Genomic DNA, 13,468 nt, shown 5'->3' with positions numbered 1-13,468 from the left:
CCCGGCCGGGCAGCGGCGTCGTCTCACACGGGGCAGGGCTGAGGCGTCAGCCGTCGAGCCAGTCGCCTGCGAGGTCCGTGGGACGGTATCCCGTGGCGTTCCAGAGGAAATGCGGGTGGGCGCAGCCGAACATGTAGGCCAGCAGTGCGGTGTCCTCCCTCCCCGTCTGAGGGTCGTGCAGGGCGTAGAAGAACTCGGATCCGACTGCGCCGGAGTCCTGCTGGACATCACGGGCGCGGGCCGTGGACGGCGTGCCGCTGGAAGCCTCCACTGCGGCGATGTACGTCCGGCGCAGGATCTCCCATGTGCTGTCGGTGTTGCCGTGCCAGGGGCCGTGCAGTCCTTCGAAGGCATGGAGCTCGGCGTCGAAGAGAGCCCATGTCTCGGGGTACTGGGCTCGGCAGCGTGCGGACAGCTCGGCGGTCCGGGCGCTCAGAGCCGGTGCGGTGGGCCGCGGGGCGATGGTGAGGGTGGTGCCGTGGGTGAGGATGCCGGTGCATGCGTTGGGCTGAAGGTCGCACAGCGGGCACTCCTGGGCCGGAGGGAGGCCCTCGGTGATGCCGTCGAACCACAAGGCGTGGCGGCCCGTTAGCCCCAACCAGACGATGGTGCTGGGCATCAGCCAGGTGTTCCACATCGGGGAATGCGCCTCGGGCATGCAGCCGTACTTGACCATGGCGATGGCGCCGGCAGCGTAGAGGGCCTTGGTGTGGGTGGGCATGTCGGCGAGCCAGAAGTTGCTGATCTCGCCGGTGAGGGCGTCGGCTCGTACGTCGACCATGTCGTCGATGACGCGGCACAGCAGCAGGGCGGCGAGGTGTTCCTCCTGCCAGAGTTCGGTGTCGGGTGAGACGTGCCAGAACAGGCAGTCCATCATCTGCAGGAGTGAGTAGGTGCTCTGGCCGAGCGGGTTGGTCTGGGGGAGTGTGACGCTGCCCGCCTGGTGCCGTTGGAGCCAGGACTCGTCCACGGATCGCTTGTGGGCTGCATAGAGTCCGCAGACCAGGGCCCGTGCGGTGTTGGTGCTGAAACTCTCGGCCAAGCGGTCTTCGATGAGTTCGGTGAGCTGCGTGGTGTCTATGGTGTCGATCACGCGTTTGTACTCATGGAAGAGCAGGATGTCGTCCTCGAAGCGATGGCGGTAGCCAAGGTCTCGTTCGAGGTCGTTCATCTGGCGGGCCAGGACCCATCCACCGGTCAGGACGCTGTCGAGTTCCCGGTGATACGGCCAGGTCTTGACGGTGAGGGGACGACCGGCGCTCTGCCGCCAATCGTAGTCGGCCGGTGTGCGTGCGGGGGCCGTGGGCAGCCGACGGCACAGCGAGCAGGCGCAGTCGGTTGCCTGCTCCTCCTCGCGCGGCGGGCTGAGTGCCCGGCTCCTCCAGGCTCCTTCCAGCATGGTGCAAGTCAGTCGGCAGATCTCGATATCGGTGCTGACTTGGGGGAAGGCTGCTTCGATCACGCGCAGGCTGGCATCGAGCCGCCTCAACCTGGCGTCGCCCTCCTCGTCGGGCGGGAGGAACGCGCGCGGCGCCGGATTGAGGGCTCCCTTCACATGCAGCGTGGTGCCGGCGCGGGGGGAGCCGAAGGCGTCCAGCCGCTGCTGAGCGGCGTTCTCGCAATCTCGGTACTCGTCCGTGCACCCATCGATGTGTTGCCCGAAGAGGTGGGCCAGGGCGTTCCCCGCCTCCGTCGGCTGGAGCTGGGCGCTCGGCTGCGCCGGGAGCAAGCTGCCGGTCGATGTCTCCGGACCACCGCCTACGACTCGAGATTTCACACCGGTCTCCCTTCAAGCTGTGGTCCTGGCAGCGGAATCGATCGGCCGTGGTTGTCAGCCGGTCGCGTCCGAGAAGCTTCCGTACATTCCGCGACGGCCTCGCCGTACAGCCGGACTCACGTTTCGGGGGACGCGGCGCGAGGTCTCCCCGCCCTGAGAGCGGGCGGCCGCACGACCGCCCGCTCATTCGAACTCACCTTCCCGATGCGCAAGTTGAAACGAAAAGCGCTACGAGACTGCCCGGGGCGTAAATGATCTACGCGTAACCGGACCGTGATCTCCGTTACTGCTCAAGCCTCATGAGCTGCGTATACTCGCGCGCCCCCGACGTAAGTGACAGCTACACGCGTCTCCGCGATCTCCCCGGTCGGCCCGTTGAACGGATCGCGGTCCAGGACCACGAGATCCGCCAGCGCTCCTGCACGGATCTCGCCCGTGTCGTCGAGGTGGTTCACATACGCCGAGCCCGCCGTGTAGGCGGTCAACGCCTCGGCGAGTCCGATCCGTTCGCCGGGCAGGAACACCGGCGTGTCGCCCTCGCCCGGCGCCACCCGGTTGACCGCCACATGGATGCCGTGCAGCGGATCGGGGCTGCTCACCGGCCAGTCACTGCCCGCGGCGAGCCGGGCGCCGGAGCGCAGCAGCGCGCCGAACGGGTACTGCCACGCGGCGCGTTCGGGCCCCAGGAACGGAATCGTCAGCTGGTCCATCTGCGGTTCGTGCGCGGCCCACAGCGGCTGGATGTTCGCCGTGGCCCCGAGCCGGGCGAAGCGCGGCACGTCCGCCGGCTGGACGACCTGAAGATGGGCCAGGTGGGGTCGCGTGTCGCTCGGTCCGTTCGCGGTCCGCGCCGCCTCGACCGCGTCCAAAGCGTCGCGTACGGCCCGGTCGCCCAGGGCGTGGAAGTGGCACTGGAAGCCCAACGCGTCCAACTCGGTGACGTACTTGGGCAGCTGCCCCGCGTCGATGAAGCTGGTGCCCCGGTTGGCGGTCGCGCAGCCGCACTTGTCGAGGTAGGGCTCCAGCAGCGCCGCCGTCCCGGTCTCGGCGACGCCGTCCAGCATCAGCTTGACGGTCCCGGCGCGGAAGCGGCCGTGGCTCAACGCGGCCCGCTTCTCGACCAGTTCGGGAATCTGCTCGGCGCCGCGCTCGCGGTCCCACCACAGTGCCCCGACGACACGGGCGGTGAGCGAGCCGTCCCGCGCCGCGGTCAGATACGCCTGTGCCGGGTCGTCCATGCCGAGGAAGTCACCGACCAGCGCGTCCTGCCAGGCCGTGATGCCGAGCGCGTGCAGATGCCGCTGGGCGTGCAGCAGGGCCGCCACCCTGTCTGCGGCAGTGGCGGGCGGGGTGAGCCGCCCCACCAGCTGCATCGCCCCCTCCTGCAGGGTGCCGCTCGGCTCGCCGGAGGCGTCCCGGTCGATCCGGCCGTCGGCGGGGTCGGGTGTGTCGCGTGTGATGCCCGCGAGCGCGAGGGCGCGGCTGTTGACCCAGGCGCCGTGATGGTCGCGGTTGGGCAGATAGACCGGCCGGTCGGGCGCCACCGCGTCCAGCAGCTCCTTCGTCGGCGTACCGCCCTCGAACGCCTCCATCGACCAGCCGCCGCCGGTGATCCACTCCCGTTCGGGATGCGCGTCGGCGTACGCGCGCACCGCGGCCAGGGTCTCGTCCGCCGTCCTCGCCCCGGTGAGGTCGCACTGGGTGAGCTCCAGCCCCGCAGGTACCGGATGCACGTGCGCGTCCTGGAATCCGGGCAGCAGCAGCCGTCCGGCGAGGTCCACCACCTCCGTCCGCGGTCCGGCGAGATCGTGCACCTCATCCCGCCCTACGGCAGTGATGCGGTCGCCGGTGACGGCCACGGCGGTCGCGGTGCGGCCCTCGGGAGTGAGGACGGGGCCGCCGGTGAAGAGGAGATCTGCGTGCATGGTCCGCTTCCTGGTAGGGGGTTATCGGGAGGAGGTGACGATGAGCTGGGGCGCGTCGGCGTCGGTGCCCCTGCCGGTGCGGAAGTACGGCGACCTGCGCACCCACTTGGCCCAGGCGGCGGCCACGAAGCCGGACGCGATCATCGCCAGGGGGGTGGCCAGCAGGAACCAGCCGTTGTCCGCGCTGATCTCGAAGTGGTCGGCGGAGGTGTAGAACGACCAGCCGAGGTAGCCGCCGAGGCCGAGCAGGGAGGCCGCGCTCATTGCCGGGAGGACGACCGCGCGTATGCCCTCGCGCCAGTCCTCGTGCAGCAGGGAGCGGAACCGCACGGCGGCCGCGATGGCCGTGAGGGCGTAGGACAGGGCGACCACGATGCCCACGGCGCTCACCGTCGCCATGATCATGTCGGCGAGCCGGGGGATGACCAGCGCCAGTCCCGCGACCACCGCCGCGAGCGCGCCGATGAGCACCGTCCCGGCGGCCGGAGTGCCGTACCGGGGGCTGACCTTGGACCACACCGGCCCGAGCGTGCGGTCCCGGCTCATCGCGAACATCGCCCGGGCGGTGGGAATCACCCCGGCCTGCAGGGAGGCGACCGCCGAGAACATCAGGGCGATCAGGGGGAGCGCCGCCCATGGCTGGGACGCCAGCCGGTCGCCGAAGAAGGCCAGGCCCTCGGCGCCGTGGCCGACCAACTCCTCCTCGGACAGGACGCGTTGGAAGGCGATCGAGCCGAGCAGGAACAGGCCCAGCATGGTGAACAGGGTGGTGATGCCGGCCCGGGAGGCGTCGCGCGGGTCGCGGACCTCCTCGTTGACGCTGAACGCCGACTCGAAGCCCCAGTAGCAGAACACCGACAGCAGCAGCCCCTGCGCGAGCGCCGTCGCCGAGGGGATCGCGAACGGGTCGAACCAGCTCAGGCTGAAGTCGTGCGGGCCGGTGACGATGCCGTATCCGCAAAAGCCCAGCAGAACGACGTATTCGAAGACCAGCAGTCCGGCCTGGAGGCGCGCGGCGGTGCGGATGCCGGACACGGCGGTCAGCGTGACCGCCACCAGGACCAGGATGCCGACCGCGGTCGTCTGCGCGGTCGACCCCGGGTCCAGCGCGAGGCCGCCCACCCGGTGCAGCCCGGCGTCGCCGGCCAGCTGGAGCAGGGCCGAACCGGTGACCGCGGTGGTGTACGCGAGGAACGCGAGCACGGCCACGAGATTCACCCAGCCGACCATGAAGCCCAGCCAGGGCGTGAGCGAACGGCCCACCCACACATAGCCGTTGCCCGCGTTCGGCTCGACCTTGTTCAGCCGGGAGAAGGCACCCGCGATGCCCAGGACCGGCAGGAACGCCAGCAGCATGATCGCCGGCAGATGCAGCCCGACCACACCGGCCGTGACGCCGAGCCCGATGCCGATGCTGGTGGTCGCGGCCGTGCTGGACGCCGCGATGGCGACGCCGTCCAGGACGCCTAGGGACTTGCGCAGCTCGGGCCGCGCGGGAGGGTCGACGCTGTAGGGGTTGTCGGACATGGCCGGTCTCCGCTCGCACCGGGGGGCCTGGGCGGCCCCGATGAGCGGACATGAAACTGTCCGGGGGGTTAACAGGTCAACGGTGTTGTCGTAAGGTCTCGCCCATCGACCCCGGTTCCACCGGCCCACGGAGGCGCCCATGACCGACCGCGTCGTCCCGCCCACCGCCCGGCAGCGCAGGCGCCCCACCAAGCAGGGCGTCGTCCTGTCCGAGGAGCTGATCGTGGAGACGGCCCTCAGGCTGATCGAGGAGCACGGCACCGACGCCCTCTCGGTACGCCGCCTCGGCCGTGCGCTCGGCGCCGACCCCAGCTCGCTGTACCGGTACTTCCGGCACACCGACGACCTGATGCTCGCCATCGCCGACGAACTCATCGGCCGTACTCTGCGCACCTGGCGAACCACCGGCGACTGGCGCGCCGACCTGCGGGATCTCGGCCTGCGCATGCACGCGGGTGCCCTCGCCCATCCCCGGGCGGCGGTGCTCAGCTCGTACCGGGTGACCGGCCGGGCGTACGAGATCCAGGCGGTCGAGACCATCCTCGGCGTGCTGCGCGATGCCGGCTTCCCCGACGCGGACGCGGTGCGGATCTACCACGCCTTCGTCGACCAGGCCCTCGCGTACGGCGCCCTCGACTCGGCGAGCGTGGCGATGCCCAGGGCCGCACGCGAGGCGGAGGTGGCCGTCTGGCGGGCGACGTACGCGCGGCTCCCGGCCGACTCCCACCCGCACATCGCCGCCACCGCCCGCCATCTCGTCGCCGACATGCCCAACAGCTCCTATCCGGCGGCCCTGGACCTGCTGCTCACCGCCGCCGCGGCCCGACTGACGGAAATCCACCCCCGGGCGGGACGTCCGACGGCCACACTGGACCCGCCCGTCGACGCCGTTCAGTGAGGAGACCGTTCGCCGATGACCCGGCCACCCGCCCGCCCCGCCAAGCAACGCAAACTGGACACCCTGCACCGACTGGAACACGACGAGGACGTGTGGGTCGCCACCGCAGACGCCGCCGGGGGAGTGCCGTACCTCGTCCCCCTGTCCTTCCTGTGGGACGGCGCGACCCTGCTGCTGGCCACGCCGGCCACGAGCCCGACCGGTCGGAACCTGGAGGCGACCGGCAGAACCCGCCTCGGCCTCGGGCCGACCCGCGACGTCGTCATGGTCGAGGGGACGGTCGAGACGATCGCCGCGGCCGAGCTGTCCGAGGAGGAGGGCGACCTCTTCGCGACCAGGACCGGCTTCGACCCGCGTCGACTCAGCACGCCCTACCTGTACTTCCGCGTCCGGCCGACCCGGGTGCAGGCCTGGCGTGAGGCTGACGAACTGGTCGGGCGGGAACTGATGCGGGACGGCGAGTGGCTGGTGGCGGACTGAAACGGCCTGGCCGGGACACCCGTTGGGGTGCAGGCGACGGGGCAGGACCGTCCCGTGCCCCGGACCCTTCGGAGGAGTCATGCCACTGGTGAAAGCGGGCTTCGTGGTGCTCGACTGTGCAGAGCCCGAGAAGCTCGCCGAGTTCTACCGGGATCTGCTGGAAGGCGAGATGACGGACGCGACCGCCAACCGCGTCGAGATCAGGGGCGCCGACGGGACCCGGCTGGCGTTCCGTCGCGACATGAACGCCACCCCGCCGAGCTGGCCGCGCCCGGAGAACTCCCTCCAGGCCCACCTGGACTTCGTGGTGGAGGACCTGGACGAGGCGGAGCGCAAGATCGTCGGACTCGGCGGCCGTCCGGTGGAGGCCAAGGACGCGGCAGGCCCCTACGAGGAACGTGGCTACGCCGACCCGGCCGGCCACTCCTTCATGTTGCGCACGGTGGCCCCGACGGCACCGAAGCAGGGCTGAGTACCTCCGCCGGCACCGAAGCGGGACCCCGGTCCTTCCTCGGTGCCGGCGGGACCGCCGGGGCGGGCCGTCAGTCCCGGCCGCCCTTCTCGCTGACCGGCCACACTCCCGTCGAGCGCTCGATCGCCTTCGCGCCCGTGCGGTCCGCCAGGCTGCGGGCCGCCGCGAACAGGGCGCCCTGCACCGCTGCCGCGAGCACGATCTCTCCCCAGCCGCGGTCCCGGTCCAGGGCGTCGGGGGCGTCCTCTTCATGCCGGATCGCCATCCAGGTCTTGCGGAAGGCGAGCCCGGCCAGCGCCCCGCTCGCCCAGCCGAGGGCGAATCCGAGGGGCTTGTAGGCGAGAGGGAGCTTCATCTTCTTCTGCTTGTTCTTCTTGGCCATGTGCGTCTGCGCCTCCTTCGTCGGTCAGGGTCGCCCTTGCGCCGGTACCCGCTCGGCCTCGGGAACCGGCCCGGGCGGTGTCCCGTCGCCGAACGGCCTGCCGCCCAGCTCCTGACGGTGATGCGGCGTCAGCCAGCCCGACAGGTCCGGCCCGAGGGGCACGATTCCGGTCGGGTTGATGCCGCTGTGGACTTCGTAGTAGTGCCGTTTGATGTGGTCGAAGTCGACGGTGTCACCGAACCCCGGCGTCTGGTAGAGGTCGCGGACGTACCCCCACAGCACCTGGTTCTCCGTCAACTTCCAGCGGTTGCACTTGAAGTGGCCGTGATAGACGGCGTCGAAACGCACCAGTGTGGTGAACAGCCGGATGTCCGCCTCGGTGATCGTGTCGCCGACCAGATAGCGCTGTCCGGCCAGTCGATCGGCCAGCAGCTCCAGCCGCCGGAACAGACGCGCGTACGCGTGCGCGTACTCCTGCTGCCCGGTGGCGAAGCCCGCCCGGTACACCCCGTTGTTGACGTCGTCGTAGACGTCCGCCATCACGGCGTGGATCTCGTCCCGCAGCCCCTCCGGATAGAGATCGGGTGCCCCCTCGCGGTGCAGGGCCGTCCACTCGGTGGCGAGGTCGATGGTGATCCGCTGGTAGTCGTTGGTGACGAGGCGGCCGCTGGGCATGTCCACGATCGCGGGCACGCTGACGCCGCCCGGGTAGTCGGTCTCCCGCTTGTCGTAGGCCTCGCTGAGGAAGCGGATGCCGAGCACCGGGTCACGGTCGTCGGGGTCCAGCGTGAAGCGCCAGCTGCGGTCGTCCTGGATCGGGTCGGCGACCGCCAGGGACAAGGCGTCCTCCAGGCCGAGCAGCCTCCGCGACACCAGTGACCGGCTTGCCCACGGACAGGCACGGCTGACCACCAGACGGTAGCGCCCCGCCTCCACCGGCCAGCCGTCCCGCCCGTCCGCGGTGATCCGGTCCGTGAAATGGGCCCTCGACCGCTGGAACCTCTTCCTCCCGTAGGCGGTGTTGCCCCCGCCGCTCATGACCTGGCTCCTCTCTGCCGAACACGTCTGCCGCATGCCGGGTTCCCCGATCCCACCGAGTCCCCCGAAATCCGCCGACGGCACGGTGTGAGCCCCATCGACCGGGGCAGTCAGTGACAAATGAGCAGCACCTCCAAGGAACCGAACGCCGACCGCAGGACCCGCGTCACCGTTCTGGTGGCGCTCGCGGCCAATCTCGTCATCGCAGTCGCCAAGGCGGTCGGCGGACTCTTCGCCCAGTCACCCGCGCTGCTGTCGGAAGCGGCGCACTCCGTGGCGGACAGCATGAACGAGGTCTTCCTGCTGGCCGCGCTGCGCCGCAGCCGCCGCCCCGCCGACGCCCGCCATCCCTTCGGCTACGGCAAGGAACGCTTCTTCTGGTCGCTGCTCGCGGCCGTCGGCATCTTCGTGATGGGCGGGTGCTTCTCCTTCTTCCAGGGCTTCGAGGCGTTGCGCGGCGGCGGCGAGGAGAAGTTCACCGGCTATGTGGTGGGCATGGTCGTGCTCGGTGTCGCCTTCGTGGCCGAGGGCCTGTCGCTGCTGCGGGCGCTGTACCAGGTACGCCGACAGGGCGGCGCCGGGGACGGACTGCGAGACCCCGCCCTGCGCACGGTCGTGGCCGAGGACGGCACGGCGGTGGTCGGGGTGACCCTCGCCTTCGCCGGCATGGCGTTGCACATGGTCACCGGGCAGGTCGTGTGGGAGGCGTCCGCGTCGCTCGCGATCGGCGCACTGCTCGTCCACGTCGCCTTCCGCCTGGGCCGCGACGCCCGCGACCAGCTGATCGGGGAGGCCGCCGACCCGGAAGCCGCCGCCCGGATCCGGGCGCTGCTGGAGGCCCAGCCGGAGATCGACAGTGTGGAAGCCCTGCTCACGATGAAGACCGGACTGGAAACGGCTCTGGTGGCGGCCCGGGTCGATCTGGTGCCCGGGATCGACAGCGAGCAGGTGGAGGAGGTCGCCGTCCGTATCAAGCGGTCCATCGCCCGGACCGTGGCCGAGGCGGACCAGATCTTCCTCGACGTGACCGAACGTTCCGCGCGTGAGGCACAAGAAAGCCCCGCCGCGACGGGGGAGCGCGGCGGGGCCTGACGCACGTGTGCCCGGCGAACGGGGGTTCATGCGTTCCCCGGGAGAAAAAGTTTCCGTATCCCTGATCGGTCCCTGCGGGAGGCCCGCTCCGGCCTTCCTCGGGGCCTGATCAGTCCTGGTCGAACGGCTCCAGGACGAAGACCGGGATCACCCGGTCCGTCTTCTGCTGGTACTCGGCGTAGGGCGGATACGCCGCGACGGCCCGCTCCCACCATTCGTCCTTCTCCGCCCCGGTGATCTCGCGGGCTTTCATGTCCTGCTTGGTCGGACCGTCCTGGAGCTCCACATGGGGGTCGCCCTTGACGTTGTGGTACCAGACCGGGTGCTTGGGCGCCCCGCCGAGCGAGGCCACCGCGGCATAGCGGCCGTCGTGCTCCACGCGCATCAGCGGCGTCTTGCGGATCTTTCCGCTCCGGACGCCCCGGGTCGTGAGCAGGATGACGGGCCGCCCCGTGTTCATCAGGGTCGTGCCCTTGGTGCCGCCGGAGCTCTCGTACAACTCCACCTGATCGCGGACCCATTTGGTGGGGCTGGGCTCGTACTCGCCGTCAAGAGGCATGGCATCGGTCCCATCGTCGTGTCCTGGTACTGACTGACGTCGTGCTGCAACACCGTTGCGTGCAAGATTCATCCTGCGGCGACTACATCAGCATCCGCACGCCCAACGCCAGGATCACGCCGCTCGACACCAGCGCCGTCACCAGCCGCCCGCGATGCCCCGTCAGCACGCGCCCCAGCAGCGCCCCGCCCCCGGCGAGCAGCAGTTGCCAGCTCGCCGACGCGGCGAACGCGGCCAGGACGAAGACGCCCTGGTCCAGGGGTTGCACGGGGCCCGTCGCACGGGTGCCGAGGACGAGGGCGGCGAAGTAGATCACGGTGGTCGGGTTGAGCAGGGTGATGCCGAGCAGCGTCAGGTAGGCGCGCGCCGGACTCGGGGGAGGGGGCGTGGAACGGGTGGCGGCGAGCCGGTGGTCGCGGTACTGACGTACGGCGGTCACCGCGCCCCGTATTGCGAGGGCGGCCAGCACCAGCGCGGAGGCCCAGCGCAGCGGCACCAGGACCGGACGCAGCGCGGCGGCCAGTGCGGAGCCCCCGAGGGTGGCGACGAGGGCATAGAGCCCGTCGGCGGTCGCCACGCCCAGCGCCGCGCAGATGCCGGTCCGCAGGGACGTGCGGGCGGTGAGGGAGACGAGGTAGGTCGCGACCGCGCCGACGGGGATGGCGATGCCAAAGCCCGCGAGCAGTCCCGCGACGAGCGCGGCGGTCACGACGTCGGATGCGTCGGCCTCCACGGACGGCCGGGCTGCTGCTGGAACGGCACCGGGAGAAGGGTGTCGGTCAGCGGCAGGAAGGCGATGGTCGTAGGCATGGCCGGATTCTGTGGGTGGCGGCCGCCCGCCGACAAGCGAATTTCTGCGGAGATCCGGCCGGGCGGACCCGAGATCGAAGCTCTGTGCGATCTTCCCCCCGCTCCGTGCGACCATCCCCGGCCAGATTGCCCGTGCGGCTGATCTGGCCGAACTTGACGTCGCCCATTGGATGCCCCGGGCATCTAATGAAGATCGGCACGACGCACTCTTCGTCTGTGAGGTCTTCCATGACGGACATGACGGAATCCCACACCGTCGCCTTCCCCCAGAGCCGCACCTGTCCGTACCACCCGCCCACCGCCTACGACTCCCTGCGCGACGCGCGCCCGCTGGCCCGCGTGAAGCTCTACGACGGCCGACTCGTCTGGCTGGTCACCGGCCACACGCTCGCCCGCACCCTGCTGGCAGACCAGCGCCTGTCCACCGATCCCAACCGGCCCGAATTCCCCGCGACCAACGCCCGCTTCGCCGAGGTCCGCCGCCGCAAGACCGCGCTGCTGGGCGTCGACGACCCCGAACACCGCGTCCAGCGGCGGATGATGATCCCCAGCTTCACCCTCAAGCGCGCCGCCGAACTGCGCCCGCGGATCCAGCAGATCGTGGACGAGCGGATCGACGCGATGATCGCCCAGGGGCCGCCCGCCGAGCTGGTGAACGCGTTCGCCCTGCCGGTGCCGTCGATGGTGATCTGCGCCCTGCTCGGCGTCCCCTACACGGACCACGACTTCTTCGAGGGCCAGTCCCGCAGGCTGCTGCGCGGGCCGACGGCCGCCGACTCCATGGACGCACGAAGCCGCATGGAGGCCTACTTCGAGGAGCTCATCGACCGCAAGCAGAAGCAGGGGGAGGCGGCCGACGGGGTCCTGGGCGAACTCGTCCACCAGCAGCTGCGCAACGGCGATCTGGACCGCGAGGAGCTCATCGCCATGGCGATCATCCTGCTGGTCGCCGGCCACGAGACAACCGCCAACATGATCTCCCTGGGCACCTTCACGCTCCTCCAGCACCCCGACCGCCTGGCCGAGTTGCGCGCCGACCCCGGACTGCTGCCCGCCGCGGTCGAGGAGCTCATGCGGATGCTGTCGATCGCCGACGGGCTGCTGCGGGTCGCCGTCGAGGACATCGAGGCGGACGGCGAGACGATCCGGGCCGGCGACGGAGTGCTCTTCTCGACCTCGGTCATCAACCGCGACGAGGCCCTCTACCCCGACCCCGACACCCTGGACTGGCACCGCCCGGCCCGCCACCACGTCGCCTTCGGCTTCGGCATTCACCAGTGCCTCGGCCAGAACCTGGCCCGCGCCGAGATGGAGATCGCCCTGCGCACCCTCCTGGACCGGCTGCCGACCCTGCGGCTTGCCGTCCCCGCGGAGGAAATCCCCTTCAAACCGGGCGACACGATCCAGGGGATGCTGGAACTCCCCGTGACCTGGTAAGAGGCTCCGGTCATGCACAACGAAACGCGCGAAACGCGCGAAGCAGACGAAATGCACATCGACATCGACCACGACCTCTGCGTCGGCGCCGGCCAGTGCGCCCTGGTCGCCCCGTCCGTCTTCACCCAGGACGACGACGGCTTCAGCGCCCTGATCCCGGGCCGGGAAGACGGCGGCGGCGACCCCATGGTGCGGGAGGCCGCCCGGGCCTGCCCGGTCAGCGCCATCACCTTGTCGGAAATGGGGAGTTGAGGCTCGGCGCATCGAGTACGGCCCGGTAGGCCCGCAGCTCCGTCGCCGCACTCGGCGGCAGGGCTGCGGGGCCGGCCCGGCGGACGTGGGGCGCCGGCGGCAAACGTCTCGCCGATCTGCCGGTGCCGGTCGGGCCGGCCCTGGGCCCTGGCATCGAATCCCGCCTGTCCGACGGCGTCCGCCATGCACGCTCGCCACGTTGCCGGGCCGCCCGCCAGGCGGACGACGGGAATGGGACGAGAGGGCCTAGCGCGCCGCCAGCAGCGACCGCGCCGCCTCCCGGGCCTCGCCCGCCGGTTGCGCAGTGCCCGTGATGCCCGCCGTGACCATGGCGCCCTCGGCCAGCAGATACAGCTGCCCCGCCAGGGCGTCGGGCAGCCCGGCCGCCGTCACCAGTGAGAAGAGGTAGTCCCGGAACGCCCGCTTGTGTGCCCGGACCTGGTCCGCCACCCGCTGCGACCGGGCGCCCAGCTCGCCGTACGAGTTGATCCAGGCGCACCCGCGGAAGTCCGCCTCGCCGAACCACTCCTCCAGCCAGTCGAAGACGGCCAGGAGCCGCTGCTCGGGGTTCGCCGGCCGCTCCTCCACGTAGGCGGCGAGCTGCCCGCGCCAGCGCACGTCGCGTCGCTCCAGATAGGCCTCGACCAACTGCTCCTTCGCCGGGAAGAGCTGATAGAGGCGCTTCAGCGAGACCCCGGACGCGCCCCGGATGTCGTCCATGCCGACGGACTGGATGCCACGGCCGTAGAACAGCTGCTCCGCGGCGTCCAGTGCCTGCTCCCGGGCGGTTGCGCTGTCCATGTGCGGCCTCTCCTTGAC

Annotated in this window: 14 protein-coding genes; 6 read left to right on the top strand and 8 right to left on the bottom strand. The window is 70.7% G+C overall.

The window, feature by feature from the left end:
• Positions 1-46: 46 nt before the first annotated feature.
• The 3 genes from ACZ7M7_RS17715 to ACZ7M7_RS17705 form a co-directional block, all read right to left on the bottom strand.
• The gene (locus tag ACZ7M7_RS17715; RefSeq protein ID WP_451168909.1) at positions 47-1,777 is read right to left on the bottom strand and encodes a hypothetical protein; all 1,731 of its coding nucleotides are present in this window, start codon (positions 1,775-1,777) and stop codon (positions 47-49) included.
• Between the two features lie 290 nt (positions 1,778-2,067).
• Positions 2,068-3,702, bottom strand: a complete 1,635-nt coding sequence (locus ACZ7M7_RS17710) for an amidohydrolase (RefSeq protein ID WP_472117586.1) — start codon at positions 3,700-3,702, stop codon at positions 2,068-2,070.
• 21 nt (positions 3,703-3,723) lie between these two features.
• The gene (locus ACZ7M7_RS17705; RefSeq protein ID WP_472117583.1) at positions 3,724-5,229 is read right to left on the bottom strand and encodes an APC family permease; all 1,506 of its coding nucleotides are present in this window, start codon (positions 5,227-5,229) and stop codon (positions 3,724-3,726) included.
• Positions 5,230-5,368: 139 nt separating this feature from the next.
• On the opposite strand from ACZ7M7_RS17705, the gene ACZ7M7_RS17700 reads away from it, so the two are divergent.
• The 3 genes from ACZ7M7_RS17700 (at position 5,369) to ACZ7M7_RS17690 (ending at position 7,079) form a co-directional block, all read left to right on the top strand.
• Complete coding sequence (locus tag ACZ7M7_RS17700) at positions 5,369-6,127, top strand: TetR/AcrR family transcriptional regulator (RefSeq protein WP_472117580.1); 759 nt, start codon at positions 5,369-5,371, stop codon at positions 6,125-6,127.
• Positions 6,128-6,142: 15 nt separating this feature from the next.
• Complete coding sequence (locus tag ACZ7M7_RS17695; protein WP_472117577.1) at positions 6,143-6,607, top strand: pyridoxamine 5'-phosphate oxidase family protein; 465 nt, start codon at positions 6,143-6,145, stop codon at positions 6,605-6,607.
• A gap of 79 nt (positions 6,608-6,686) precedes the next feature.
• Positions 6,687-7,079, top strand: coding sequence for a VOC family protein (locus ACZ7M7_RS17690; RefSeq protein WP_363036273.1), 393 nt, complete (start codon positions 6,687-6,689; stop codon positions 7,077-7,079).
• A 70-nt stretch (positions 7,080-7,149) separates the two neighbouring features.
• On the opposite strand, the gene ACZ7M7_RS17685 is transcribed toward ACZ7M7_RS17690, so the two are convergent.
• On the bottom strand, positions 7,150-7,461 hold the full coding sequence (locus ACZ7M7_RS17685) for a DUF4235 domain-containing protein (RefSeq protein ID WP_383601483.1): 312 nt from the start codon (positions 7,459-7,461) through the stop codon (positions 7,150-7,152).
• A 24-nt stretch (positions 7,462-7,485) separates the two neighbouring features.
• A complete protein-coding gene (locus ACZ7M7_RS17680) occupies positions 7,486-8,499 on the bottom strand; it encodes a glutathione S-transferase family protein (RefSeq protein ID WP_472117573.1) in 1,014 nt (337 codons plus the stop codon).
• Between the two features lie 120 nt (positions 8,500-8,619).
• Between ACZ7M7_RS17680 and ACZ7M7_RS17675 the strand changes: the two genes are divergently transcribed.
• Complete coding sequence (locus tag ACZ7M7_RS17675) at positions 8,620-9,591, top strand: cation diffusion facilitator family transporter (RefSeq protein WP_472117570.1); 972 nt, start codon at positions 8,620-8,622, stop codon at positions 9,589-9,591.
• Between the two features lie 109 nt (positions 9,592-9,700).
• Here ACZ7M7_RS17675 and ACZ7M7_RS17670 read toward each other — a convergent pair whose 3' ends face one another.
• Positions 9,701-10,150: a nitroreductase family deazaflavin-dependent oxidoreductase gene (locus ACZ7M7_RS17670; protein WP_383631394.1), complete on the bottom strand. Its 450-nt coding sequence runs from the start codon at positions 10,148-10,150 to the stop codon at positions 9,701-9,703.
• A gap of 82 nt (positions 10,151-10,232) precedes the next feature.
• The gene (locus ACZ7M7_RS17665) at positions 10,233-10,859 is read right to left on the bottom strand and encodes a LysE family transporter (protein ID WP_472118035.1); all 627 of its coding nucleotides are present in this window, start codon (positions 10,857-10,859) and stop codon (positions 10,233-10,235) included.
• A 329-nt stretch (positions 10,860-11,188) separates the two neighbouring features.
• Between ACZ7M7_RS17665 and ACZ7M7_RS17660 the strand changes: the two genes are divergently transcribed.
• Together ACZ7M7_RS17660 and ACZ7M7_RS17655 are read left to right on the top strand one after the other, a co-directional pair.
• Positions 11,189-12,397, top strand: coding sequence for a cytochrome P450 (locus ACZ7M7_RS17660; protein WP_472117567.1), 1,209 nt, complete (start codon positions 11,189-11,191; stop codon positions 12,395-12,397).
• 51 nt (positions 12,398-12,448) lie between these two features.
• Positions 12,449-12,649: a ferredoxin gene (locus ACZ7M7_RS17655; protein ID WP_472118032.1), complete on the top strand. Its 201-nt coding sequence runs from the start codon at positions 12,449-12,451 to the stop codon at positions 12,647-12,649.
• Positions 12,650-12,895: 246 nt separating this feature from the next.
• On the opposite strand, the gene ACZ7M7_RS17650 is transcribed toward ACZ7M7_RS17655, so the two are convergent.
• Positions 12,896-13,450, bottom strand: a complete 555-nt coding sequence (locus ACZ7M7_RS17650; RefSeq protein ID WP_472117564.1) for a TetR/AcrR family transcriptional regulator — start codon at positions 13,448-13,450, stop codon at positions 12,896-12,898.
• Between the last annotated feature and the right edge of the window lie 18 nt (positions 13,451-13,468).

It is taken from the genome of Streptomyces sp. NPDC111606 (assembly GCF_055656945.1).
This window is presented reverse-complemented; position numbering and strand designations above follow the sequence as displayed.